Source organism: Bradyrhizobium sp. CCBAU 25338, from assembly GCF_028128965.1.
GTDB classification, from domain to species: domain Bacteria; phylum Pseudomonadota; class Alphaproteobacteria; order Rhizobiales; family Xanthobacteraceae; genus Bradyrhizobium; species Bradyrhizobium liaoningense.
The window spans coordinates 465,150-488,865 of record NZ_LFKY01000042.1 but is presented as its reverse complement, the minus strand read 5'-3'; the positions used below and the strand labels follow the sequence as shown (position 1 = coordinate 488,865).

Below are 23,716 nucleotides of genomic sequence, written 5' to 3'. Positions count from 1 at the left end.
TTTCTTCCCGCGTCATAGATAAGTCGCATCAGCCGCCATTAGGTTCCATCACGGAAATGCGAGGCATGACGCAGCAGCTTGGCTTGTTCGCAGAACCGCCGGTCGGGCCCGCCGGGCTCCGCTATGCGGACAATTTTATCGATGCTCCCCTTGAGCAGGACTTGATTGGCCGCATCGCAGCATTGCCACTGCAGCGCTTCCAGTTCGGCGCCTTCGAAGGCAACCGCCGCGTGGCATCGTTCGGCTATCGCAACGACTATTCGCTGCAGCGGCTGGCCGAGGCGGAGCCGATCCCGGACTGGCTGCTGCCCGTCGCGCGGCAGATCGAGGCATGGGCGCGGCTGCCGGAGGGCAGCGTCCGGCAGGTACTATGCACCGAATATGAGATCGGCGTCGGCATCGGCTGGCACCGCGACAAGCCGCACTTCAAGGAGATCCTGGGCCTGTCGCTCGGCTCGCCCTGCAAATTCCGCTTCCGCCGCCGCAACGGCGCCAAGTGGGAACGCCACACGCTCGAGGCCTCGCCGCGCTCGCTCTACATGATGGACGGCGAGGCGCGGTCGCAATGGGAGCACAGCATTCCGCCGGTCGAGGCGCGCCGCTACTCCATCACCTTCCGGACGATGAAGCGGACCTGACAGGCCGGCCCAACAAAAAATGCGAAAACAACCCCATGCACAGTAGGAAACCATTTCCGGCGCGGGGGCTGGGTGGCGCCGGGCAACGGCCTGACGGACCGACATAAAGTGGGCCGCGCCGCGCAATCGTCGCGCGGCCCGCGAACCTGCGTCCAATCGCGGCTGCTTGCCAGACTGAGGCCTGCTCCACGCAGGCCGCCTGCCGAGCGAAGGTGCCGTGAATTCGCCTCAACATCAGCCAACTAATGAGGCGAATTGAAAAGACAGGCCAAATCGGCAAGCCAATATCGGTCCGCGAGGCCGGCATCACCATGAAGAATTACCTGGCATTTTTCCTGCTTTTGACCATGACCGCGGCCTCCGCACGCGGACCTTTCCCGGCGCGGCTGTCGCCGCCCACCGGGCTCGTCCAGGCGGGCCTCACCGACAACGACACCACCGCCGGCGGCACCGCCCGGCTGTGCGAGCAGGTCACCTTCTCGCGCGGTCTACGTTATGGCGAGAGCGAGGCCAATGTGCTCGATGTCGCGACCAGCGCGACCAAGGCGGATACGCCGCGGCCTGTGCTGCTGTTCGTGGCGGGCGACACCTTTACCGGCGACCGCGCGGCGCCGGAGCTGTCGCGCCAGATCCAGGACCAGGCCATGTGCTTTGCCGCGCGCAACGAGATGATCGGGGTCCGCGTCAACTATCGCCTGGCGCCATCGGCGACCTGGCCCGCCGGCGCGTCCGACGTGGCGGCGGCGCTGTCCTGGGTCCACGGCAATATCGACCTGTTCAACGGCGATGCCCGTGAGATCGTCGCAGTCGGCTACGGCGCCGGCGCCTTCCATGTCGCCACCCTGCTGGCCCATCCCGAGCTGCAGACCGACGGCGCCGACGTCGCCGGCGTCGTGCTGGTGTCCGGGATCTACCGCGTCGGCAAGGAGGCGAGCGACAGCGAGAAGGCCTATCTCGGCACCGACCCCACCCAGTACGACAACCGATCGGTCTTCCCCGGCATCCTCAATGTCGATGTGCCGATCGTGCTGGCCTGGGCCGCGGACGATTCCGCCGGCCTCGTGGCGCAGGGCGAAACGCTGAAGAAGACGCTCTGCGGCGCGGGCCACTGCCCGCGCAGCACGCTGCTGCGGAGCCGCGAAGGTATCGCGAGCGCCTTCGGCCTCGACGGCTCCGGCGAGAGCCTCGCCGAGCCGACACTGCTGCTGGTGCGTCAGCTCGAGGCGCGCGGGCTGCCGTAGCGGCGTTGCGGCAGCGCGCTTATTACTCCGACCGTTTGCTGGGCCACCCCTCTCCCCCACTCTCCCCCACCCTCCCCCGCAAGGGGGGAGGGAGCGCAGCGGCGCACGCGGCTGCGCTGTGGGCTCATCACCGGCACGCTTGATGAATCGAGCCCATTCGCCACAAGGAAAGTGCGTTCCCTCCCCCCTTGCGGGGGAGGGCTAGGGAGAGGGGTGCCACACGGCGCGCTCTCTCGCTCGTCGGCGCGTCAGCACGACTGCCGCTTTCCTACGCGCCAAGAGCTGCACTGCGTCGAAGCGCGCCACCCAGCCACACGATTGACAAACGCTTGACCTAGACGGAGCGGCCTTGGTGTGGGGCCAACGACAAGGTGTCGAACATGCGCGTCACCGGCGGACTGCTGCTCGTGTTGATCGCCGCCTTCGCCTCGCTCGGCGCGATGTCCCAGCAACGTGCCGAGCAACCGGAAAGCAACGAGGAAATCCGCATCGGCAATGTCATGCCATATTCGGGACCGCTCTCGGAGTTCGGTGCCATCGGCCAGGCGGAAGCCGCCTATTTCAACATGATCAACGCGCGTGGCGGGATCAACGGCCGCAAGATCCGCTTCATCACGCGCGACGACAATTCCGATCCGGCGACTGCGCTGGAGCTGACGCGCAATCTGGTCGAGACCGAGGATGTGCACCTGATGTTCGGCTCGTTCGGCACGCCCGGCAATCTCGCCACGCGCTGGTACCTGAACGAGAAGAAGATCCCGCAGCTCTTCGTCGCCTCCGGCGACGAGGAGCTGAGCCAGGCCAAGGCGTTTCCCTGGACCATGGGTTGGCAGCCGTCGTTCAGGTCCGAAGGGCGCATCTACGCCAACTACATCCAGGCCTACTACCCCAGGAAGAAGATCGTGGTGCTCTGGCAGAACGACCAGTTCGGGCGCATGCTCTACAAGGGCATCCAGGAAGGCCTCGGCGATCTCAACCGTCACGTCCTCGTCGACATCGCCTTCGACATTGCCGATGAGCATCTCGACGGGCACGTCTCGATCCTCAAGCGCGCGGGCGCCGACATCTTCGTCTTTCTCGGCGTGCCGTCGACGGCGTCCAAGGTGATCAAGCTGGCGGCGTCTTTCAATTGGCACCCGGTCTTCATCGTCAACGATGCCTCCGCCTCGATCGCCAATGCGATGGCGCCCGCGGGCCTCGAGAACTCCGCCGGCGTGATCTCGGCGGCTTTCCTGAAGGATCCGAGCGATCCCGCCTGGAAGGACGATCCAGCCATGAAGGACTGGTTCGCCTTCATGGACAAATACCATCAGGTCGAAAGCACCAACAACAGCGCCGCACTCTATGGCTACGCCGCGGCCGAGGCGCTGACGCAGGTGCTGAAGCAATGCGGCGACGATGTCTCGCGCGAGAACATCATGCGTCAGGCGGCTTCGCTCAGGGGTTATCCCCCCTCCGTTGCGCTGCCCAACATCCGGATGAATACTTCGCCCAGCAACTACCTGCCGATCAGGCAGATGCGGCTCGTCCAGTTCGACGGCCGTTCCTGGCAGCCGTTCGGCGAGGTGATCGAGACGGCATTCACGGAAGGTGCGGCGCGGTGAGAGTTGGGACTCTTACCCTCCCCTGGAGGGGGAGGGTCGGCTCATGTTGAGCGAAGCGAGACATGAGACGGGGTGGGGTGACGGTCTCTCCGCACGAAGCACTGCCCGGGTGGAGAGATCACCCCACCCCGCTCGCGCTGCGCGCGATCGACCCTCCCCCTCCAGGGGAGGGTGAGAGACAGCCCTCACGCCGGCTTGAGCGAGGCCAGCGCGTTTTCCAGCAGCGAGCGCACGCGTGCGGCATCGCCTGACTTCACCACGGCGGGGTCGAGATAGAGCTCCAGGCCCGGGGCGCGCTCGGTGATGATACCGCTGTTCTCCGCCGCCGCGTCGCTCAGCGCGTCCACCGAATAGGGAATGACCTCCCGGCTGATGCCCTTCATGGTGATCGCCGGCAGCGCATGAGCGCGGACGATATCGCTGACGAGTGCAAAGGTCTCGTAGCTCAGCACGATGCCGCCGGGCTCGGCGATCGATTGCAGGCGCGCAGCAAGGTTCGCCTCCGCACCGATGATGGTGTAGTCCATGCGGTCGGCGCTGCCGAAATTGCCGACGTTGCAATAGCCGGAATTGATGCCCATGCGCGAGCGGAATGGCTGCTCGATGCCGGAGGCGCGCCATTTCGCGTTGAGCTCGGCGAGGCGCTGCTGCATGCGCCAGGCCATTTGCAGGCAGGCCTGCGCATCGGCACGGTCGCCCCTGGTCTCGGGGTCGCCGAAGAAGATCAGCATGGCGTCGCCGATGAACTTGTCGATGGTGCCGCCATATTCGTGGGCGATCGCCGACATTTCCGTGAAATATTCGTTGAGGAGCTGCGTCAGTTGCTCCGGCTGCAGCCGTTCGGCGGTCGCTGTGAAATTCTGGATGTCGGAGAAGAAGATGGTGAGCTTCTTGCGCTCGGTGTGAATGGTGACGTCCTTCTGGCCGGAGAAGATGCTCTTGTAGACCTGGGGCGGGATGTAGCGCGAGATCTTCATCGAGAGCGAGGCGAGGAAGTCGTTGGCGGATTCGAGCTCCTTGTTCATGCCCTTGATGCGGCGCGCCTGGCGCCGCTGCAGCGAGAGGAACGACAGGCCGCTGCCGGCGGCGATCACGAAATAGGCCAGGAGGAACTTGAACGAGAAGATGTTGGCCGCGATCGGCTGGGCGATGATAACCTCCTGGATGCCGCGGACATCCCCCACCTTCCAGTCCTTCTTCGGGCTTTCGGGATGGCTGTTGTGGCAGCTCACGCAGGCCGGCCCCATGGTGACGGGTGCGACCAGGCGGACCTTGTCGTTGAACAGCGAGGTCTCGGTCTCCACGATCTTCTGCTCGGGGTCCTTCCGCAGCGCATCGAGCGCGTCCTTTTCGAACTTGTCGAGCTGGTGCGGGGCACGGTTCTGGAACGGGAAGTCTGAGACGAAGCGGTAGGTGATGTTCTCCTGCTGCGCTCCGATCACCCGCCCGAGCTCCAGCGACAGCGTTGCCGGAATCGGGATCGCGCCGGGGATGGATTCGTAATTGTGCACCACCCTGGTCGTGCCGTTGGGATTGGCCAGCACCCGCCCGACCACGTTGGACGCGTAGTAGCTGCGCACGCTCGTGATCACCGAGTTGAGATCGATGGCCTGCCGGCGCAGCGCCGTCTTGCTCAGCTCGGTCAGGTCCAGCCACACCGCGAGCGGCAGGGCGAGCAGCAGGAAGGCGATCACGGCGCCCGTGAGAATGCCGCTCTTGCGCTGATCTTCGGCGATCTCTTGTTTCACTCTGTGGCTCCGCTGTGTGCGATTTTGTCGCAAACCCGTCGGGGATCTGCGGCAAAGAATGCGGCAGCACAGAGCCAACAATTGCGGGCCCGCGCAACCCCATTTTATGGTGGTCGGGCCAAGCGCCTTTTCGTTTCATCACGGATGTTTAAGATCGGCCGCGTCTGCATCCGCTCCACCGGGAGATCCCATGACCGAGACCATCCGCATCAAACGCTTCCACGCGCGCCCCGTGATCGTGCCGATGAACCTGCCGCTCCAGACCTCGACCGGGGCAATCGCCAAGGCGCCGCTGGTGCTGATCGACTGCGAGACTGACCAGGGCGCGGTGGGCCACGCCTATCTGTTCTCGATCACGCCCTCGGCCTTGAAGCCGCTGACGGCGATGGTCACGGAAATGTCAGACCTGCTCGCCGGGGACGAGCTGCTGCCGTTCGAGATCGAACGCAAGCTGGCCCAGCGCTTCACGCTTCTGGGCCTCGCCGGTCTGCAACGGCTGGCCCAATCCGGTATCGACATGGCGGCCTGGGACGCGCTGGCCCGCACACGCGGCCTGCCGCTGGCCCGCCTGCTCGGCGGCGCGCCGAAACCGGTCAGGGCCTACAATTCGAAGGGGCTCGGCATCATGCCGGCCGGCGCCGCGGTCGAGGAAGCCCACAAGCTGCTGGCTGAAGGATTTCAGGCCGCCAAAATCCGCGTCGGCCGGCCCGATGCGCGGGAGGACCTCGCCGTCGTCCGCGCGGTGCGCGAGGCGGTGGGCGACGAGATCACGCTGATGTGCGACTACAACCAGGCCCTGACGGTGACCGAGGCGATCCGCCGCGGCGAGATGCTCGACGACGAGGGCCTGAGCTGGATCGAGGAGCCGATCCGTCATAACGATTATGCCGGCTGCGCCCGCATTGCCGATGCGCTGCATACGCCGGTCCAGATCGGCGAGAATTTTGACAGCGCCTTCTCGATGCAGGCGGCGCTCTCGGCGGAAGCCTGCGACTACGTGATGCCCGACGTCCAGCGCATCGGCGGCGTGACCGGCTGGCTCCGCGCCGGGGCGCTGGCGCACGCCGCCGGCATCGAGATGTCGACGCATTTGTTCTCGGAGGTCAGCGCGCATCTGCTGTGCGTGACGCCGACCGCGCATTGGCTGGAATATGTCGACTGGGCCGACGCGGTGCTGGCGACGCGGCTGAAGATCAAGGACGGTTTTGCGCTGCCGGGCGAGGAGCCGGGGAATGGTATCGAATGGGACGAGGCGGCGGTGAAGAAATATCTGGTCGGATAGATCTTGATCGGCGGATGCTACCTCGCGTGTTCGTCATTGCTGTCGATCATAACACCTCCTTCGGAAGGGAGCGTTTCGTCGATCTGCCTTCATTGGATATTGAATCGCGCGCCCGGGCATTCGTTGGTGACCGTCGTTGCGACGAGCTGGGCGGCGAACGAGGTCGGCTTCGGGACCGCGACGATCTTCCAACGACCCTGTTTATTGAGCCAGAACCGTCCCGTCGTGGTCGCGATGCGGCGCTCGGTGTATTTCTTCGTCGAGATCAAGGGGACCTTCGACTTCGGCGCGGGGACTTCCTTCCAGCCGTCGAACGAATAGAACTCCTGGAAGAAATAGTGCCACTCGATTTTCTGGAATTCATGGTGCGAAACGACGACCCGGACCAGTGAGTTTCCCGTAAGCCATTCCGAACCCATCGGGTCGGGTTCGACCTGCAGGCACCTCGTGTGTAGCGGCTCCTGGACCTGAAGCAGATTCAATCTCTGACTTTGCGAAAGCATCGCCGAGGTCACCGGCTGCCCCACATTTGGGTCGTTGGCCGGCCCCGAGCAGATCGGCACCGTTGGCGGACCTTGTCCGGTCCATGGATTGTTGCTGCAGTAGACGTAGCGCGACCAGGACGACCAGCCGGTGGACGCCTTTTCCTCCGCTTTGCCGGTCTCGCGATCCCAAACGCCGGTAAACTTGATCGTCTTGCTCGGCGGGCAGGCCGTTATGGGAGGCCCAGTCCACCAATGGGTGGTTTCGAACTCATAGATGGATTGGTTCGGATGCGGATACATCACTGCTTTGGCGCTGGTGAGCGCGTGGTGCTCCGAACACCCCTCGCCCTTCGTATCGAGCCAACATACGAGCGGAAAGTTCTCGCTCGGCCAGCAACCCGCGTGGGCCGAGGACGATCCCAGAACAGCGATCACGAGAGCCAACGCAAAGAGACAAGCACGCACTGTCAATCCCCCCCTTTTGCATCTTCTCGTTGAGATTGCCTGGCTTCGTCGCCATCACCTTGATCAAGATCAACGCTCGATCCCAGCGACGCAGCCGTGTCGGAATGGGCGAAGCCGCCGGACGTCTGCTTCACCTTCACGAGCTCATGACGCAAGTGCGCGTAGGTCGTGCGTTGGCGCGCCGGCCGCCTCCTGTCATCAGCCCTTCGTGCTGCGAGGTCGGGGACGAGATCGATGATCATCTCGGCCTTCGTCACACCGGGGCCATAACCTCGGTCAGGCTACCACGCTTCCGCGCCCGGAATTTTCTTCCGCACCGCCTTCCGCTGGATCCAGATGCAGCGACGGACGGACCTGTTGGATCGGCCGACGGCGGATATCCCCCCGCCGGCCTGAAGCAGTGGCGCCACGTTTTCGCGCAAGCTCCGGCAGCGCTGGAGCTCGGCTTGCCAGTCGACGGCGGCGTCAGCGCGCGACGCGATCAGCGCCAGCATCGCCATCGCAAGACAGATCGTCCGCATCGCTCGCATTCCCTTCATCGTGATCCGCCCGCATCGCGCCTGTAGCGAAAGTCGCAATGAGAGGCGCCTTGCACGATCGTCTGCGTCCGCGTGAGCTTGATGTCGGGACCAAAACCTTCCGCTGTCGCCAAGTCCGCAGTGCAGATCAGGAGGAAGCCGAGCTCCGGCTCACCCAGCGCCTTGTAAAACTCGGCATAGGCGCACCGCTTCACGTCGAATGCGAATGCGTCATGCGTCTGTTCGATGACGTCATAGGCGAGCGCATCGTCGCGGGCGTAGGTCCTGAAGGCCGTCGCGACGGCCTTGCCGAGATCGGCTTCGTTCTCGCCGTGGTTCCTGGCTTTCCAGAACTCCTCTCCGAAGCCGCGATAGAGATCGCCGAGCGCCTTGCGCACGAGCGCATTGGCGCGCGCCGCGCCGAGTTCGGCCTGGAGCGTCTTGACCAGCGGCACCAGCACCTGCGCCTGGATTTTTGCCTGTTCGATAACGGAGATGCTCATGGGCAGAGCCTCGCTTGCAACCGGGCGCGTAGCGTAATCCGGAACTGCGCCCGAGAGGATACACCCTGGATTGCGCGGGGGCTGTCATCGGGCGGCGCTTTGCGCCGACCTGATGGCTTGGTCCGACTATTGAAAGATCAGATTTTGGCTCGCCCAACCGAAACTCGCGGCGACAAGCCCGCTGCGCCCGCTGGGCATCGACGCGGCATCCTTCTCTACTATCGCGAGCGAAGGATGGTGGGCACGACAGGGATCGAACCTGTGACCCCTACCATGTCAAGGTAGTGCTCTCCCGCTGAGCTACGTGCCCTAGAGGTCATTTCATCGGTGGGGTCCCTATAACGGCTCAGGGGACCCGGCGCAAGGACGGAAGGGGGCCGATTTAGGCAGCCAGCATCTTGTTCACTTCGCTGACCAATTCGCGCAGGTGCACGGGCTTGGACAGCACCTTGGCGTTCTTGGGGGCGTCCGAATCCGAGTTCAGGGCGACCGCGGCGAAGCCGGTGATGAACATGATCTTGATGTCGGGGTCGAGTTCCGAGGCCCGGCGGGCGAGCTCGATGCCGTCCATCTCCGGCATCACGATGTCGGTGAGCAGCATCTCGAACGGCTCTTCCCGCAGCCGCTGATAGGCGGCCATGCCGTTGTCATGGGACGAGACCTGGAATCCGGCGTTTTCCAGCGCCTTGACCAGGAAACGGCGCATGTCGTTGTCGTCTTCGGCGAGCAGGATTTTTGCCATGGCAGGAAACGTCGAATCCCCAGAGGATATCAGCAGAGGTCACTAAGCCCGACAGAGGGTAAATTTGGGGTGAAAATCTTTACCTTGGGCCGGCTGCGCTGCCGGCACCTTGTGAACCGGAACGGGCTCCGAATCAATCGAGCCGGATCGACTGGTCCCCACCACGATGCCCGCACGGTTAAGACATGTTCCAGCGTCCATCACATCTTTTCGCTTGGCAGAATGGTTGCGATTCCGGACAATGACGACACATAAGAGCCGTCCGACCGGCCGAATCATTGGATCCGGAGCTTTTCCGGATCGTGCGGCGCCAAGGGGGCGAAGCCTGAGTAAGGGATGAAGCTTGAGAAGATGACCCGGTTTGACGGCGACATGTCGCCAGCCTTCGAGATCTTCGAGCCCGCCGAATGGCGCGCGCCTGTCATCTTCAACTCGCCCCATTCGGGCTCGACCTATCCGGACGAATTCCTGGCGGCGTCGCGGATCGACCTGCCGACGCTGCGGCGGTCGGAAGACTCGTTCATGGACGAACTGATCGGCGATCTGAGCGACCGTGGCTTCCCGACGGTTAGGGTCAACTTTCCCCGCTCCTATGTCGACGTCAATCGCGAGCCGTATGAGCTCGACCCCCGCATGTTCAGCGGACGGCTGCCGAGCTTTGCCAATACCCGCTCGATGCGGGTCGCCGGCGGCCTCGGCACCATTCCGCGCGTGGTTGGCGACGGCCAGGAGATCTACCGCGACCGCATCCTGGTCGACGATGCGCTCGGGCGGATCGAGACGCTGTACAAGCCCTACCATCGCGCGCTGCGCCGGCTGATCAACAAGGTGCATCAGATGTTCGGCACCGTGGTGCTGGTCGACTGCCACTCGATGCCTTCGGTCGGTGTCAGCAGGGACGAGCCGCGCCGGCCCGACGTCGTGATCGGCGACCGCTACGGCACGAGCTGCACGCCGCTGCTTTCAGATCGCGTCGAGGAGACCATGACCGGCCTCGGCTATTCGATCGGCCGCAACAAGCCCTATGCCGGCGGCTTCATCACCGAGCATTACGGCAATCCCGCAAGCGGCCTGCACGCGGTACAGCTCGAGCTCAACCGCGCGATCTACATGGACGAGCGGCGGCGGGAGCGGAGCGCTCGCTTTGCGCAAGTGGCCTCCGACTTCGGCGTTCTCGCCGACGTGCTGGCCACCACCATTCCGTTCGCCGATCTCGGCCCGTTCCAGGCCGCGGCGGAATAGGCGCCGGCTCTACTTCGTACGATCATGTTGTCTGCGATTGGCGCGAACGCGTCTTCGCTTCGCTGCGCACCCGAAACAAAAAGAGGGGCAAAGAAAAAAGAGGCGCAAAGAAAAAAGGGCCGCTTCTGATGAAGAAGCGGCCCAAGTCTAGGGAGGAAACGCCCAAGGAGGGCAGCGGTAACGCCAAGCGCTACCGCACCGCAACAATATGCGACCGCGCCGCACAAAGTGCAAGGCCTTTTGAGCCATTTCCCATGCAATTCGCACATGGCTCAGTTGCTTCCAGAGAAACCCAGATTCAGTTTCTTTGATAAGGAAATTCAATGGGTTGATAGTCATTTGCATACCAACGAGGCAACTTCGGAACGAAGTTTTCAACTCAATGATCGATATTTGGCCAGCAGATGACTGGGATGAGGCAGCGCGCCTCGGCATCCAAAATACCAGGGAGCAAATCAAGTCAGCGCTGCCCGCGGGGGAGGAATTGAGCTAGGCAGGAGGCCAGCTTCATCCAACCTTCGCTTCGAGGATTCCCGTGACGGTGATCGACTTCTCCGCCTTCATCGGACGGCTCGCCACCGCCTCCGGCGAAACCATCCTGCCGTTCTTCCGCACCTCCCTGTCGATCGACGACAAGAGCAAGACCAAGGATTTCGACCCCGTGACGGAGGCCGACCGCGCCGCGGAGGCGGTGATGCGGCGGCTGATCAGGGCCAACTTCCCTCAGCACGGCATCGTCGGCGAGGAATTCGGCAATGAGCAGGACGATGCCGAGTATGTCTGGGTGCTCGACCCCATTGACGGCACCAAATCCTTCATCGGCGGCTTTCCGATCTGGGGCACGCTGATCGCGCTGCTGCACAAGGGCGCGCCGGTCTACGGCATGATGCACCAGCCCTTCATCGGCGAGCGCTTCTCCGGCGACAACGGCTCGGCCAACTACAGGGGGCCCTCCGGCGAGCGCCGGCTCCAGGTCCGCCGCTGCGCTTCGCTGTCGGAAGCCACGACCTACACCACCAGTCCCCTGCTGATGAACGAGAGCGACCGCGCCATCTTCGGCCGCATCGAGCAGGGCGCGCGGCTGTCGCGCTATGGCGGCGACTGCTATTCCTACTGCATGCTTGCCGCAGGTCATGTCGATCTCGTGATCGAGACCGAGCTGAAGCCCTACGACATCGCGGCGCTGATCCCGATCGTGACCGGCGCCGGCGGCGTCGTCACCACCTGGGAAGGCAAGCCGGCCCAGGGCGGCGGCCGCATCATCGCGGCCGGCGACGCGCGGGTTCACGACGAGGCCTTGAGGCTCTTGAACCAATAAACTCTCACACAGGCGACTCCCTGGACGAAGGAGATCAAGCGGGAGAGGGAGCGCACCGGCTGCGTGGAAGCCCCTTACATCGCCTCCGCCCTCAAGTGCTCCACCAGCATCTTGGCCGGCCGCGGCAGCGTCTTGAAGCTTCGTGCGCAGATCACGAGCCGCCGGTTGGCCCAGGCATCGCGCAAGCGGACCATGGCGAGCGGCATGGTCCTGGCGCAGCGCCGCGCGGCGGCTTCCGGCACCAGGGCAACGCCGACATCGGCGGCGACCATCTGGCAGATCGCGTCGAAATCGCGCAGGCGCGCGCGGAAATGCGGGCGCAGGCTGAGCCGCGCCGCGTGCTTCGAGATGTGCACCTGCAGCGCGGTGGCGCTGGTCAGGCCGACGAAGTCGCAGGCCCCGGCCTCCTGGAAGTCGATCTGGCGCCGGCCGGCGAACGGGCCACGGCGGGAGGTCACCAGCGTCAGGCGGTCCTCGCTGAAAACGAAGCGCTCGATATGGTCGGGCAGCGCGTGCTCGGCGGCGAAACCGAGATCGGCGGCGCCCGTCGTGATCGCCGCCGCGATGTCGGTGCTCTCGCGCTCCTCGATGTCGACGGCGACGTCGCGATGCGCGCGCAGGAAGCCGGCGAGCGCCTTGGGCAGATGCTCCGAGAGCCCCGAGGTGTTGGCGAGCAAGTGCACGCTGGCGCGCAAACCGCTGGCAAAGCCGGCAAGATCGCCGCGCATGGCGTCGATCTGGTGGATGACGAGCCTGGCATGATCGAGCAGGCTCTCGCCGGCCGCGGTCAGCTCGACGCCGCGGCGTCCGCGCTTCAGCAGCGCGACGCCGAGCGCATCCTCGAGCCCCTTGATGCGCGCGCTGGCGGAAGCCAGCGCCAGGTGCGAGCGCTCGGCACCGCCCGTGATGCTGCGCTGGTCGGCGACTGCGATGAAGAGCTGGAGGTCGACGAGGTCGAAGCGCATGCCGTGTCTCCCAGCCTTCGCCCCAGACGAAGGCTCTCTCCGTAACCTACAGATTGTGCCGGCTGGCGGCTTCGGTCAATGTGCAGACATGATCGACCCGCTTCTCATCGTGATCGCTGCCGTCTTCCTGCTTGCCGGATTCGTCAAGGGTGTGGTCGGGCTCGGCTTGCCGACGGTGTCCATGGGCCTGCTCGCGGTGAGCATGGCCCCGAGCCGCGCCATCGCCATCGTCATCGTGCCCGCCATCATCACCAACATCTGGCAGACCTTCGTCGGCCCCTATCTGCGCGACATCCTGAGGCGGCTGTGGCCGCTGATGATCGGCACCGTGGTCGGATGCTGGCTGAATGCAGGCGCGCTGACCGGGCCGCATGCGCGCTACGGCACGATCGTGCTCGGCGTGCTCCTCGTCACCTACGCCGTGATCGGCCTGAACAAAATCCAGTTCCACGTTTCACGCGGGAACGAGAAGTGGGTCGGTGGCGTGGTCGGGGTCGTCACCGGCGTGATCTCGGCTTCGACGGGCGTGCAGGTGATTCCCTCGATGCCGTTCATGCAGGCAATCGGCATGGAAAAGGACGAGCTGGTGCAGGCGCTCGGCGTGTTCTTCACGACGGCGACGCTGGCGCTCGCGTTCAACCTGACCGCCGTCGGATTGTTGACGCCCGCGAATGTCGTGCCCGGCGCCGTGGGCCTCGCCATGGCCTTTGCCGGCATGTTCATCGGCCAGTCGGTCCGCGCGCGGATGCCGGCCGAAGCGTTTCGCCGCTGGTTCCTGATCGCGATGATCCTGCTCGGCCTCTATCTCGCCGGCAGCGCGCTGGTGAAGGAGCTGGCCTGAGGCTACGACCTGGGTGCGTAGCCGGGCACCCATTTTTCGTACTGAGGCAAATCGTCCTGAACCGTCCACCACGGCGCGCGGGACGACGTAAACACGTGAAGGCGCGGCTTGAGCTGCGGGTCGTCATCGAGCAGGCCGGCGGGAATGCTGACGGTTTCGAGATAACTCGCCTTGCCAGGCGTGAGGCAGCCGCAAGTCTTGCAGCGATAGCGGAAACTCCCCGGCGCGGATTCGTAACGCACCGCTTCGTCCTCGCCCGCGACAAAGCGAAACTTGTCCGCGTCCACATGGGCGTAGGTGGCGAATGCCGCACCGGTCAGCTTGCGGCAATTGGCGCAGTGACAATGCGTCAGCGAACGCACCGCGTCGATCTCGAAACGCACGGCGCCGCATAGACAGCTTCCACGAATCATCGAAACCCTCCGCATGCTCCAGTCATTCGTCCGAACGAGCTAACGCGTTTCCAGCATGGCGACGCGGATGCCGAGATAGATGAAGAGGCCGCCAAGCGCGCGATTGACCCAGGCGATGGCGCCCTCGGACTGCCGCAACCGGTGCGCGGCCTTGGCCGCGAACGCGGCCAGCACCAGGCACCACAGCGTCCCAGTCGAGATGAAGATCAGGCCGAGCGTCAGGAAGGCGAGCGGCTTGTGCGGCGCGTCGGCTGCGACGAATTGCGGCAGGAAGGCCAGAAAGAACAGCGCGACCTTGGGATTGAGCGCGTTGGTGAAGACGCCCTGGAGGAAGACCCGTCGCAATGAGCTCCGCACCGGCTCGTCGATCGCCGACGCCAGCGCCGGGCGCGACAACAGCATCTGGAGCCCGGTCACGACGAGGTAAGCCGCACCGACCAGCTTCAGGATCGAGAAGGCGGTCGACGAGGCCATCAGCAGGGCGGAAAGCCCGATCGCCGCGCCCGCGACATGGACAAAGCAGCCGCAACTGATGCCCAAGGCGGCCGCGGCGCCGCCCCGCCACCCCATCTGCATGCTGCGGCCGATCACATAGACCGAATCCGGCCCCGGCGTGATGTTGAGCAGCACGCCCGACAGGATGAAAAGCCCGATCTCGTGAATGCCCAGCATGCAAGGTTCCCCGCCGCCCGTCCGGGCGTGTTGGCTCCGCTTAGTCGGTTCGCCCGTCCCCGTCCACCGCCGGAATCGCTTAGGATTTACCTCGAATTTGCAATGCGGATCAGGCTTCCGCTCGGCCTCATCTGCTTTATAAAGGGAGGGTTCTCGAAATGCGGGACTCGAGGCGACTGCCACGCCGTGGCCGGTCCCCTCTCCCTTGGAGCTTCGCGGATATGGAAAGACGTCTGGCCGCCATCGTCTGCGCCGATGTCGCCGGCTATTCGCGCATGATGGGCAGCGACGAGGCCGGCACCCATGCCGCCTTCAAGGCCCATCGCGCGGCGATCCATCCCATCATCCTCAATCACGGCGGCCGCGTCGTGAAGAACACCGGCGACGGCTTCCTGCTCGAGTTCCCCTCGATCGTCGGCGCCACCGAGGCCGCGATCGCGATGCAGACGCTGATGGCGGAGCGCAACCGCCATCTGCCGACCGACCGCGCCATGCAGTTCCGGATCGGCATCCACATGGGCGACGTCATCGCCGACGAGGACGAGGTCTTCGGCGACGACGTCAACATCGCCGTCCGCCTGGAATCCGTGGCGAGCCCCGGCGGCTTCGCGATCTCGGCCAAGGCCTACCGGGAGGCGAGCAAGCATCTCTCGGTGCCGCTGGTCGATGCCGGCAATCATCGCTTCAAGAACATCAAGGATGCGATCGGGGTCTGGACCTGGATGCCCGACGGCGCGCCGGCGCTTGCCCCCGAGCTCCGTGAGGCTTCGGCGCTGTCGCAGCAATATCGCACCGCGATCGTCGGCGTGCTGCCCTTCGCCAATCTCAGCGACGCCAAGGACGAGTATTTCTCCGACGGCCTCACCGAGGACTTGATCCATGCGCTGTCGCTGCAATCCTTCTATCGGGTGCTGAGCCGCAACTCGACCTTCGCCTTCAAGGGCAAGAACACGAGCACCCGCCTGATCGCGCGCGAGATCGACGCCACCTATCTGATCCAGGGCTCGGTGCGGCGCGCCGGCGCCAAGATCCGCGTCACCGCCGAGCTGATCGCGCCGGAGACCGGCGAGCAGCTCTGGACCGGCCGCTACGACCGCGACATCGGCGACCTCTTTGCGATGCAGGACGAGATCACGACGAACCTGTCTGCTGCGATCGCGACGGAGATCGTCCGTGCCGAGGCCTCGGCGCCGGCGCGGCTCTCGACCGACGTGAGCGCCTGGGATCGCTTCCTCAAGGGGCTGTCGCACTACTACCGGCAGACCAAGGAGGATCTGACCGCCGCCGTCGACCTGTTCCGCGAGGCCATCAGGCTCGATCCCAAACTGTCGATCGCACATGCCTATCTGGCCACGATCCAGATTCAGAGCATTCAGTTCGGCTGGGTCAAGGGCACGCGCGAGATGTGGGCCGAGGCGATGAACCTCGCCGAAACCAGTGTCCGGCTCGATCCGCGCTCATCCTTTGCGTTCTCGATCCTGTCCTGGGCCCATGCGATGGAGGGACATCACGAGGCGGCGCTGGACGCCGCCAAGCGCGCGGTCGCGCTCAACCCCTACGACAATGGCGCGCGCGGCGTGCTCGGCATCTGCCATTTCATGATCGGCGAGCACCGCGAGGCGATCGAGCTGTTCTCGATGGCCGCGCAACGCGACAACAGCGACCCACGCTACCAATGGGCCGCGCTGAACGCGTTCAGCCATTATCTGTTGCGCCAATATGACGCGACCCTGTCCTGGGCCCGCGAGCAGCTCTACATCAATCCGAACCACATGCAGGCGCTGGCGATCCGCGCCGCGGCGCTGGCGCAACTGGGCCGGACCGACGAGGCGAGCGAGGCCGCCGGCGTGCTCATGGGCAACTACCCGACCCTCAATGTCGATCGTCACTTGCGCAACTTCCACTGGAAGCGACCCGAGGACATCGCCCATTATCGCGAGGGATTGCTGAAGGCCGGCCTGCCGCTCGGCAAGCTGGCCCTGGTACAGAGCGACGTCAAACGCGCCGCCGAGTCGTGAACAGCGGACCACGGATCTATTGTGGGCCGTCGGCGACCTCACGCCTGCTCTTGTCGACGACAGTGAAATCCGCCACACTTCTTCACACGCCAAAGTAGTATATTGTGCTGTCGGTTTGTTAGGACTTTCCGCGCTCTAACAGCGCGCCTGCTTTCTACGATTCGCCGCTTTCAGGATTTGGGCCATGCATCACCCCGCTTCGAAGCCGCCCTTCGATCCCTCGATTCCGGTCTCGCCGAACAATCCCTGCCCGTTCCTGCGCGGCCTTGTCGGCGAAGGTTTCGTCGACGGCGGGACCGTCCCGCTCAACACGCTGTCGCAGACCATCGCGAATGCGAGCGGTGAGACGGGGCTGAAGAAGGTCTCGGCCCGCATCCAGGTCCGCGGCGTTGCGCTCATCGCCAACGGTATCGGTCACATCCTCAAGAGCATCTGGTCGGGTGCGCGGCTCGACGCGCTGCGCGGCGGTCCGCTCGACAAGCGCGGTGCCGGCTCGCGCATCCTCGGCGTCGACGGCAAGGTCGACGAGGACGAGATCGCGCGGCTCGCGAGCTTCGGCCGGGCCTACACCGACCCGAACACCGGCAACAGCGAGCCCGGCCTGAACGCCGCGGAAATCAAGACCTTCATGCGCGACAACCTCAAGCGCGCCGGCAGCGCTGCGCGCTGGTACTACCCGCTGCTGATGAAATTCGAATGGCCCATCCTCTTGAAGATCATGGGCAAGGGCAAGCAGAACGAGGAGCGTTATCTCAGCGTGGCCGACGTGCGCACGCTGTTCGAGGAGCGCAAATTCCCCGAGCGTATCAACCAGCGGATTTTGTCGCAGCCGCTGTTGTCAGCCTGCCAGCTCCGCTTTCGCTGGGCGGTCGCGGTCACGGCGTTGGTCATCGGCCTTGGCCTCGTCGCCCTGGTGGCCGTGGCCGAATTCCCCAATCAGGTCCGCGCCGTTCTGCCCCAGAAGGGCGTGCTCGTGAATCTGCTGCCGCCGCCCTTGCCAGCAGTCCCCGAAACCAAGGCGGCTTACTGGCTCGAGCAGAACTGGTCGCTGAAGGACCGCCACTGGTTTCACCATGCCAGCCAGGGCACCGCGACCTTCCCGGTGCCCTATGAGTGGTTCGTGGCGTTGGAGCAGCCGCAGCTTCGTCTGTTCTCGAAGCCCGGCATGATCAAGGACAGCGCCTATCTCGAGCGCTTCGGCTTCATCCCGAGCCCGCAGACGATCCAGGCCGACACGGCGACGCTGCGCCGCTTCGGCTACGCCAATGTCTACGAGACGACGCAGGTGTCGGACTGGTCGACGAGATGGACGCCGGCGGAGAACGTCGACGGCCTGCCGGTCGGCTTTGCGCGGATGACCGGTGTCATCGACCCCGCGACGGGCCGCCGCGAAGAGGACAAGATCGGACTGACCTGCGCCGCCTGTCATACCGGCCAGATCCACTACCAGGGCGTCGATGTCCGCTTCGACGGCGGCGCGGCGATGACCGACCTGAAGAAGCTCGAGCTCGCGACCGGCCTGTCGATCGCCTACACCCTGTACGTCCCGTTCCGCTTCCAGCGCTTTGCCGATCGCGTGCTCGGCCCTGAGGCCAGCAAGGCGGACCGCGCCGCGCTCAAGCAGAAGCTCGGCGCGACCGGCAACTTCCTGATCGACTGGGCCAAGAATTACGAGAAGACGATCGAGGGCAAGAAGACCTGGGACGGCAAGCAGCAGCAGGACACGGAGGAAGGGTTCGGCCGCCTCGACGCCCTCAACCGCATCGGCAACCAGGTCTTCTCGCAGGACCTTGCGATGAGCGGCGTCAAGGGATTCGAGAAGAACCTGCACGCCCAGGACGCGCCGGTCAGCTACCCCGCGATCTGGACCGTGCCGTGGTTCAGGTTCGCCCAGTATGACGCCTCGATCGAGCAGCCGCTGATCCGCAACGCCGGCGAGGCCCTCGGCGTGACGGCGTTGCTCAACCTGTCCGACGCCTACCCGGAAGACAGGCTGTGGCGCTCCTCGGTGAACATCAGGACGCTCGGCTGGATCGAGGACATGCTGAGAGGCCCCGATCCATTCAAGGCGGCCGATCCGTCCAGCGGTCCGAAGTTCGGGGGCCTGCTCGCGCCGAAATGGCCCTCGCAGATCCTCGGCGACGCATGGAAGCTGAAGCCCGATCGCATCGAGCGCGGCCGGGCCATCTACACCGAGATGTGCTCCGGATGCCACCTGCCGGCCATCGACACCCCAGCCTTCTGGTCGTCGAAGCATTGGGAGCCGAACGGCGACAGCAAGGTGCTGAACGCGGTGACGATTCCCCTCGACGAAATCAAGACGGATCCCGAGCAGTCCCTTGTTCTCAGCAAGAGGATCGTCGACGTGCCCGGCTTCCTGAAGGTCAACACGGCCGACCTCCAGAAATGGTGGCAATGCGAGGTCCCGACCGCGAGCACTTCGCCCAACGAGATGGTCTATGCGCTCGGCCTCATGACCGTGGTCGATCTCGTCGCCCGCAAATGGATGGACGATGAGAAAATCCCCGCGGCCGAACAGGCGCAAATATGGAATCTCGCGCGCAAGAACTGTCTCAATCCGGCGCCTGATCCGCGCTATCGCGCGCGGCCCCTGAACGGCATCTGGGCCACGGCACCTTACCTGCACAACGGTTCGGTGCCTTCGCTGTACTGGTTGCTGAAGCCGGCGGGCGAGCGCCCGCAAAAATTCTGCATGGGCCGCCGCGACTATGACCCTGACACCGTCGGTTTCGCAGTCACCGCCAACGACCGTTGCAAGACGGGTGAGACGGAGTTCTCCGCGACAGGGTCTGACGGCAAGCCGATCCAAGGCAACAGCGTGCTCGGCCATTCCTTCGAGCTCAAGGAGGGCGAGCCGAAACGACCGGGTCTCATCGGCCGCATGTTCAAGGACGATGCCGAGCGCTACGATTTGATCGAGTATCTGAAGACGTTGTAGCGGGTCGTCGTCATGGCCGGGCTTGTCCCGGCCATCCACGATCTTCATAGCGGCGCGAAGGACGTGGATGCCCGGGACAAGCCCGGGCATGACGGAGATTGCGGATGTTCCGCCCCTCTCACTTGAACAGCGGCGTGCCCGGGACGAAGGCGTCGAAGGCGGCCCAGAACTGGGAGCGGTAGCGGTCCTGCTCCTGCAGGATCTCGTGCTTGGCGCCGGCGATCACGAGATGGGCGCCGGCGCGCAGGTGATAGGCAAACTCCTCGATCGCCGCAGTCGAGACCACGGTGTCATTGGAGGCCGCCAGCATCAGGATCGGCTGGCGGATCTGGGAGGGGTAGTTCACGCGCTTGAAGGTGTGCATCGCGCGGAAGGCGGTATCGGCCCAGGCGACCGTCGGTGACGCCAGTCCGAGCGTCGGATCCTCCTCCAGGATCGCGGCATTGCGCGCATAGCGAACGGGATCGCTGGTCAGGGGATTGTTGATGAAGGGATCGAGCCCGGTGAGGCGGTCGCTGCCGCCGGGAACGTAGCGGCCGCCCTGCCCGAGCAGGCGCATCGTCTTGAGCAACGCACGCACCGGGAACGAGGTGGTGCGCCCCGGCAGGTCGATCATCGGGGCCGACAGCACCATGCGGTCGAACCAGCGCTTGCCGGCATGCGCCACCCGCAGCATCACCGTGCCGCCCATGGAGTGGGCGAGCGCGAAGAAGGGCGGCGGGCAATCCGGCAGCACCACCTGCTGCACGAAGGTCTCGACGTCGATCTCGAAATCGGAGAAGTCGCGCACATAGCCCTTGCGCGGATCGCGCAGGCGGCGCGAGGAATGGCCCTGCCCGCGCCAGTCGATCATCGCCACCGCAAAGCCGCGGTCGCGCAGGTCGCGCACGGTCTCGAAATATTTCTCGATCTGCTCGCTGCGCCCGGTGAAGACGCAGACGGTGCCCTTGCGGTTCGCCGGCGGCGCCCACCGCGCAAAGCGCAACTCGGCGCCATCGGGGGTCTTGATGGTGCCGCTGACGACGTTTTCGGGAACGGGGTTGGACGGGATCGAGACCAGCGTCATAGGCGGGAAGTACTGCAAATCAAGGGGCTAAAGCGCCGAAAAGGCGCAAATGCCGCCCTCTTGAACGCCGTCTCGTTCCACCCATATCATTTTCGTGCAGGCCGCTACCAGTGTTTCGGAACCGGAACATCAGGCTGCACACAGACGAAAGCCCGGCCCGATGGCGGGCGGGTTGCCTAACAGTCGCTCAATGGAGGACTTGACCATGCGTACCTACGATCTCACCCCGTTCTATCGTTCCACCGTCGGCTTCGACCGCCTCTTCAACCTGCTCGACCAGGCCGGTTCGGACGGCAGCCCCGGTTACCCCCCCTACAACATCGAGCGTACCGGCGAGAACACCTACCGCATCACCGTTGCGGTCTCAGGCTTCTCCAAGGATGAGCTCTCCATCGTCGCGAAGGAAAACACGCTGACGATCAAGGGCGAGAAAGTCGCCAACGAGAACTCGAAGTCCGAAGTGCTCTACCGCGGCATCGCCGCGCGCGCCTTCGAGCGGGCCTTCCAGCTTGCCGACTTCGTGCAGGTGAAGGACGCTTCGCTCGAGAACGGGCTGCTTCACGTCGACCTCGTACGTGAGATTCCCGAGGCGAAGAAGCCGCGCCAGATCGCGATCAACGCCGGCGCCAAGGCGCAGGTGATCGAGACCTCGGCCGCGCAAGCCGCCTGAACCAAGCTACTTCCAAGTTGCGAAAGCGCCCCGGTGCCCCGGGGCGCTTTTTCGTCATGCATTGAATCACAGAGCGGTGAAGACGAGTAACGCCGGCATCGCTCCCTCCGTCCCTTGGGCATCGAACCCAAACAAGATGGAGAAGATCATGCCACTCTGGCGCAGCCTTTTCGTCGCCGCGAGCCTTCTGGCGGCTCCCCTCGGCCTTGCTCATGCGCAGACACCTGCGACGGTGAAGGCGAAGAACGTCGTGCTGGTGCACGGCGCCTGGGCCGACGGGTCGAGCTGGTCGGAGGTGATCCCGATCCTCCAGGCTGCAGGCCTGCATGTCACCGCCGTGCAGAATCCGCTGTCGTCGCTCGCGGACTCCGTCGAGGCGACCAAGCGTGCGCTGGCCGAGCAGGACGGGCCGACCGTGCTGGTCGCGCATTCCTGGGGCGGCACTGTGATCAGCCAGATCGGCACCGACCCGAAGGTCACCGGGCTCGTCTTCGTCGCCGCCCGCGCGCCCGATGCGAACGAGGATTTCGTGGCGCTGTCGAAGCAGTTTCCGACCGGGCCCGCGCGCGCCGGCATCGTCGAGCGCGACGGCTACACCAAGCTCTCGGAAGAGACCTTCCTGAAATACTTCGCCAATGGCGTGAAGCCGAAGCAGGCCAAGGAGCTTTATGCGGTGCAATGGCCGACGGCGGCCTCGATCTTCGCCGGCCGCACCACGGAAGCGGCGTGGCACTCCAAGCCGAGCTGGTACGCGGTGTCGAAGAACGACTACACCATCAACCCCGATTTCGAGCGCTTCCTCGCCAAGCGCATGAACGCCACAACGATCGAGCTCGACGCCGGCCACCTCTCGCTGGTGTCGCATCCGAAGGAGGTCGCGAATCTGATCCTGGACGCGGCGGGGTATCCGCGAAGCTGAGGTGATTGCGTGAATGCAAAAGGCGCCTGAGGTCTCAGGCGCCTTTCGTTTTGGCCAACTCTCTCCCCGATGTCGTCCCCGCGAAGGCGGGGACCCATAACCCCAGGGAGCGGTTTGGCGATGACTAGGACTCCGGTACTCGCACCCCATCCCCACCGATAGATCACGCGGTATGGGTCCCCGCCTTCGCGGGGACGACAGCGAGGGTGTGATGGGCACTGTCGCGTCAAACTTGCAGACCTAATCCAGCCCCTGCGCGGCGGGCATGTCCTGCGTCGGCAGGATGGTTGGGGCCGGCTTAGCTTGACCCACGGTCGGCGCGGCAGCTTGCGGGGCGGCCTCTGCCGGCTTCGCCTGCACGGCGGCGGCTTGCTGCGGGGGCTGCGCCTGCGGAGCCTGCTGCGCGACCGGCTCGGCCGGCTTCGCGGCAGTGACCGGCGTCTCGGCGCGCCGCGGGGCGGCCTTGGGCAGTGGCACGGCGCGGCTTGCCACATGCGGGATCGGTGCTGGCGGGCGCGGCGGGCCGCTGCGGATCACGGTCGGCGGCGGCAGCGCGCTTTGCGGCCCGTAAGGTGCGACCGCGCGTTCGCCATAGGCGGGCGCCATGCCGTAGGCGTCAGCGGCGGGCATGAAGCGGATGATCCGGCCGTCGCGGGCGTCGATCACGAGCCGTCCATCGTCGCCGCGGCGGTCGATCACCGCGATGGTGTAGACGCTGCCGCGCAGGCGCGGGATGCCGAGCGGCGAGAAGCCGTTTTCGCGCAGCACCGCATAGACCTCGGTGGCCGGCAAAAGCGCCGGGGCCGGGCCATGCTCCTCGTAGCCATAGCCGTAGCCGTAACGCGGCGGGGGCGGCGCGACCTCCGGCGGCGCATAGGGGCCGTCGAAATCCGACACCGCGATCACAGCCCCGCTCGCGATACCGCTCGCGGGAACCTGGGCATGGCCCGCGCTTGCGGCCAGCACCAGCGCGGCGGCGGCCACAGATCTTGTGAAAAACTTCATGGTCGAGACGCTCCTGTCAGGCCCCCCGATGGCCGCCCTCTTTCGCTTCTCGCGGCGTGGCGCGCCTTCCGAAGGGTTGATCCGAAGCTTCATTGGGGATTCCGGCGCGCGCGGGGCCGGATCAGGGCGCGTTTGCTTCAAAACCGGGGCCGCGCAACTTTTGGAAAGCGATTGATTGACATATCGGGAATCGGGACTTCCGCGCGCTTGTGTGCTAGACAAAAATTTGGCAAGGTGATGTTTAGGACAGGAAGACTGTCTCAATTTTGCGTGCGGTTCCGGCACAGGGATTGCAGCGAAAACCGGTGCTCTCGAGCGTCGGCAAGGTACCAGGCAAAGCCGTTCTCGGGGACGAAGAGCGCCTAGGCCTGAATTTAAGAAAATGCGGCTCGCAGCGGACGA

The 23,716-nt window shown here is 64.8% G+C and carries 22 protein-coding genes and 1 tRNA gene; 11 read left to right on the top strand and 12 right to left on the bottom strand.

Translation table 11 applies throughout. The features are described 5' to 3' along the window. The first annotated feature begins 56 nt into the window (after positions 1–56). The 3 genes from ACM42_RS32080 (at position 57) to ACM42_RS32070 (ending at position 3,483) form a co-directional block, all read left to right on the top strand. A complete protein-coding gene (locus tag ACM42_RS32080; protein WP_442868960.1) occupies positions 57–638 on the top strand; it encodes an alpha-ketoglutarate-dependent dioxygenase AlkB in 582 nt (193 codons plus the stop codon). Positions 639–949: 311 nt separating this feature from the next. Further along, positions 950–1,879 carry an alpha/beta hydrolase gene (locus tag ACM42_RS32075; RefSeq protein ID WP_271531790.1) on the top strand — a complete coding sequence of 310 codons (930 nt, stop codon included), beginning with the start codon at positions 950–952 and terminating at the stop codon, positions 1,877–1,879. A 380-nt stretch (positions 1,880–2,259) separates the two neighbouring features. Beyond that, positions 2,260–3,483, top strand: coding sequence for an ABC transporter substrate-binding protein (locus ACM42_RS32070; RefSeq protein WP_271531789.1), 1,224 nt, complete (start codon positions 2,260–2,262; stop codon positions 3,481–3,483). 185 nt (positions 3,484–3,668) lie between these two features. On the opposite strand, the gene ACM42_RS32065 is transcribed toward ACM42_RS32070, so the two are convergent. After that, positions 3,669–5,231, bottom strand: a complete 1,563-nt coding sequence (locus tag ACM42_RS32065; RefSeq protein WP_271531786.1) for an adenylate/guanylate cyclase domain-containing protein — start codon at positions 5,229–5,231, stop codon at positions 3,669–3,671. A gap of 190 nt (positions 5,232–5,421) precedes the next feature. On the opposite strand from ACM42_RS32065, the gene ACM42_RS32060 reads away from it, so the two are divergent. After that, the gene (locus ACM42_RS32060) at positions 5,422–6,513 is read left to right on the top strand and encodes an enolase C-terminal domain-like protein (protein ID WP_271531784.1); all 1,092 of its coding nucleotides are present in this window, start codon (positions 5,422–5,424) and stop codon (positions 6,511–6,513) included. A gap of 89 nt (positions 6,514–6,602) precedes the next feature. Here ACM42_RS32060 and ACM42_RS32055 read toward each other — a convergent pair whose 3' ends face one another. The 6 genes from ACM42_RS32055 to cpdR form a co-directional block, all read right to left on the bottom strand. Beyond that, a complete protein-coding gene (locus tag ACM42_RS32055; protein ID WP_271532269.1) occupies positions 6,603–7,433 on the bottom strand; it encodes a hypothetical protein in 831 nt (276 codons plus the stop codon). Between the two features lie 32 nt (positions 7,434–7,465). After that, entirely contained in the window at positions 7,466–7,705 is a 240-nt protein-coding gene (locus ACM42_RS32050) for a hypothetical protein (protein WP_271531782.1), read from the bottom strand. 39 nt (positions 7,706–7,744) lie between these two features. Then, positions 7,745–7,984 carry a hypothetical protein gene (locus ACM42_RS32045; RefSeq protein ID WP_271531780.1) on the bottom strand — a complete coding sequence of 80 codons (240 nt, stop codon included), beginning with the start codon at positions 7,982–7,984 and terminating at the stop codon, positions 7,745–7,747. A 14-nt stretch (positions 7,985–7,998) separates the two neighbouring features. After that, the gene (locus ACM42_RS32040; RefSeq protein WP_271531778.1) at positions 7,999–8,484 is read right to left on the bottom strand and encodes an L-2-amino-thiazoline-4-carboxylic acid hydrolase; all 486 of its coding nucleotides are present in this window, start codon (positions 8,482–8,484) and stop codon (positions 7,999–8,001) included. 235 nt (positions 8,485–8,719) lie between these two features. Further along, positions 8,720–8,794 (bottom strand) — tRNA-Val (locus tag ACM42_RS32035). 72 nt (positions 8,795–8,866) lie between these two features. Further along, on the bottom strand, positions 8,867–9,226 hold the full coding sequence (gene cpdR / locus ACM42_RS32030) for a cell cycle two-component system response regulator CpdR (RefSeq protein WP_028179810.1): 360 nt from the start codon (positions 9,224–9,226) through the stop codon (positions 8,867–8,869). 351 nt (positions 9,227–9,577) lie between these two features. Between cpdR and ACM42_RS32025 the strand changes: the two genes are divergently transcribed. Both ACM42_RS32025 and hisN read left to right on the top strand, forming a co-directional pair. Next, positions 9,578–10,468, top strand: coding sequence for an N-formylglutamate amidohydrolase (locus ACM42_RS32025; RefSeq protein ID WP_271532267.1), 891 nt, complete (start codon positions 9,578–9,580; stop codon positions 10,466–10,468). 535 nt (positions 10,469–11,003) lie between these two features. Next, positions 11,004–11,786 (top strand): histidinol-phosphatase, encoded by a 783-nt coding sequence (hisN, locus tag ACM42_RS32020; RefSeq protein ID WP_271531775.1) that lies wholly within the window; start codon positions 11,004–11,006, stop codon positions 11,784–11,786. A 74-nt stretch (positions 11,787–11,860) separates the two neighbouring features. On the opposite strand, the gene ACM42_RS32015 is transcribed toward hisN, so the two are convergent. Beyond that, positions 11,861–12,751 carry a LysR substrate-binding domain-containing protein gene (locus tag ACM42_RS32015; protein WP_271531773.1) on the bottom strand — a complete coding sequence of 297 codons (891 nt, stop codon included), beginning with the start codon at positions 12,749–12,751 and terminating at the stop codon, positions 11,861–11,863. An 88-nt stretch (positions 12,752–12,839) separates the two neighbouring features. On the opposite strand from ACM42_RS32015, the gene ACM42_RS32010 reads away from it, so the two are divergent. Further along, positions 12,840–13,592 (top strand): sulfite exporter TauE/SafE family protein, encoded by a 753-nt coding sequence (locus tag ACM42_RS32010; protein WP_271531771.1) that lies wholly within the window; start codon positions 12,840–12,842, stop codon positions 13,590–13,592. 2 nt (positions 13,593–13,594) lie between these two features. On the opposite strand, the gene ACM42_RS32005 is transcribed toward ACM42_RS32010, so the two are convergent. Together ACM42_RS32005 and ACM42_RS32000 are read right to left on the bottom strand one after the other, a co-directional pair. Continuing rightward, the gene (locus ACM42_RS32005; protein WP_442868964.1) at positions 13,595–14,005 is read right to left on the bottom strand and encodes a GFA family protein; all 411 of its coding nucleotides are present in this window, start codon (positions 14,003–14,005) and stop codon (positions 13,595–13,597) included. Positions 14,006–14,044: 39 nt separating this feature from the next. Continuing rightward, on the bottom strand, positions 14,045–14,677 hold the full coding sequence (locus ACM42_RS32000) for a LysE family translocator (protein ID WP_271531768.1): 633 nt from the start codon (positions 14,675–14,677) through the stop codon (positions 14,045–14,047). 221 nt (positions 14,678–14,898) lie between these two features. Between ACM42_RS32000 and ACM42_RS31995 the strand changes: the two genes are divergently transcribed. Both ACM42_RS31995 and ACM42_RS31990 read left to right on the top strand, forming a co-directional pair. Continuing rightward, the gene (locus ACM42_RS31995; protein WP_271531766.1) at positions 14,899–16,695 is read left to right on the top strand and encodes an adenylate/guanylate cyclase domain-containing protein; all 1,797 of its coding nucleotides are present in this window, start codon (positions 14,899–14,901) and stop codon (positions 16,693–16,695) included. Between the two features lie 184 nt (positions 16,696–16,879). Further along, positions 16,880–19,654 carry a di-heme-cytochrome C peroxidase gene (locus ACM42_RS31990; RefSeq protein WP_271531764.1) on the top strand — a complete coding sequence of 925 codons (2,775 nt, stop codon included), beginning with the start codon at positions 16,880–16,882 and terminating at the stop codon, positions 19,652–19,654. 118 nt (positions 19,655–19,772) lie between these two features. Here ACM42_RS31990 and ACM42_RS31985 read toward each other — a convergent pair whose 3' ends face one another. Continuing rightward, positions 19,773–20,720 (bottom strand): alpha/beta fold hydrolase, encoded by a 948-nt coding sequence (locus ACM42_RS31985; RefSeq protein WP_271531762.1) that lies wholly within the window; start codon positions 20,718–20,720, stop codon positions 19,773–19,775. 205 nt (positions 20,721–20,925) lie between these two features. Between ACM42_RS31985 and ACM42_RS31980 the strand changes: the two genes are divergently transcribed. After that, the gene (locus tag ACM42_RS31980; protein WP_271531761.1) at positions 20,926–21,390 is read left to right on the top strand and encodes an Hsp20 family protein; all 465 of its coding nucleotides are present in this window, start codon (positions 20,926–20,928) and stop codon (positions 21,388–21,390) included. Between the two features lie 148 nt (positions 21,391–21,538). Then, positions 21,539–22,309: an alpha/beta fold hydrolase gene (locus ACM42_RS31975; RefSeq protein ID WP_271531759.1), complete on the top strand. Its 771-nt coding sequence runs from the start codon at positions 21,539–21,541 to the stop codon at positions 22,307–22,309. Positions 22,310–22,549: 240 nt separating this feature from the next. Here the strand turns inward: ACM42_RS31975 and ACM42_RS31970 are convergent, their stop codons facing one another. Further along, complete coding sequence (locus ACM42_RS31970) at positions 22,550–23,314, bottom strand: hypothetical protein (protein ID WP_271531757.1); 765 nt, start codon at positions 23,312–23,314, stop codon at positions 22,550–22,552. Positions 23,315–23,716: the final 402 nt, after the last annotated feature.

Coding starts and splice junctions, on each gene's coding strand:
- ACM42_RS31980 (WP_271531761.1), top strand. CDS start 20,926: ATGCGTACCTACGATCTCACCCCGTTCTATCGTTCCACCGTCGGCTTC.
- ACM42_RS32000 (WP_271531768.1), bottom strand. CDS start 14,677: ATGCTGGGCATTCACGAGATCGGGCTTTTCATCCTGTCGGGCGTGCTG.
- ACM42_RS32025 (WP_271532267.1), top strand. CDS start 9,578: ATGACCCGGTTTGACGGCGACATGTCGCCAGCCTTCGAGATCTTCGAG.
- ACM42_RS32080 (WP_442868960.1), top strand. CDS start 57: ATGCGAGGCATGACGCAGCAGCTTGGCTTGTTCGCAGAACCGCCGGTC.
- ACM42_RS32010 (WP_271531771.1), top strand. CDS start 12,840: ATGATCGACCCGCTTCTCATCGTGATCGCTGCCGTCTTCCTGCTTGCC.
- ACM42_RS32015 (WP_271531773.1), bottom strand. CDS start 12,751: ATGCGCTTCGACCTCGTCGACCTCCAGCTCTTCATCGCAGTCGCCGAC.
- ACM42_RS32005 (WP_442868964.1), bottom strand. CDS start 14,005: ATGATTCGTGGAAGCTGTCTATGCGGCGCCGTGCGTTTCGAGATCGAC.
- ACM42_RS32050 (WP_271531782.1), bottom strand. CDS start 7,705: ATGATCATCGATCTCGTCCCCGACCTCGCAGCACGAAGGGCTGATGAC.
- ACM42_RS31990 (WP_271531764.1), top strand. CDS start 16,880: ATGCATCACCCCGCTTCGAAGCCGCCCTTCGATCCCTCGATTCCGGTC.
- ACM42_RS31975 (WP_271531759.1), top strand. CDS start 21,539: ATGCCACTCTGGCGCAGCCTTTTCGTCGCCGCGAGCCTTCTGGCGGCT.
- ACM42_RS32045 (WP_271531780.1), bottom strand. CDS start 7,984: ATGCGGACGATCTGTCTTGCGATGGCGATGCTGGCGCTGATCGCGTCG.
- cpdR (WP_028179810.1), bottom strand. CDS start 9,226: ATGGCAAAAATCCTGCTCGCCGAAGACGACAACGACATGCGCCGTTTC.
- ACM42_RS32075 (WP_271531790.1), top strand. CDS start 950: ATGAAGAATTACCTGGCATTTTTCCTGCTTTTGACCATGACCGCGGCC.
- ACM42_RS31985 (WP_271531762.1), bottom strand. CDS start 20,720: ATGACGCTGGTCTCGATCCCGTCCAACCCCGTTCCCGAAAACGTCGTC.
- ACM42_RS31995 (WP_271531766.1), top strand. CDS start 14,899: ATGGAAAGACGTCTGGCCGCCATCGTCTGCGCCGATGTCGCCGGCTAT.
- ACM42_RS32070 (WP_271531789.1), top strand. CDS start 2,260: ATGCGCGTCACCGGCGGACTGCTGCTCGTGTTGATCGCCGCCTTCGCC.
- ACM42_RS32060 (WP_271531784.1), top strand. CDS start 5,422: ATGACCGAGACCATCCGCATCAAACGCTTCCACGCGCGCCCCGTGATC.
- ACM42_RS32040 (WP_271531778.1), bottom strand. CDS start 8,484: ATGAGCATCTCCGTTATCGAACAGGCAAAAATCCAGGCGCAGGTGCTG.
- ACM42_RS31970 (WP_271531757.1), bottom strand. CDS start 23,314: ATGAAGTTTTTCACAAGATCTGTGGCCGCCGCCGCGCTGGTGCTGGCC.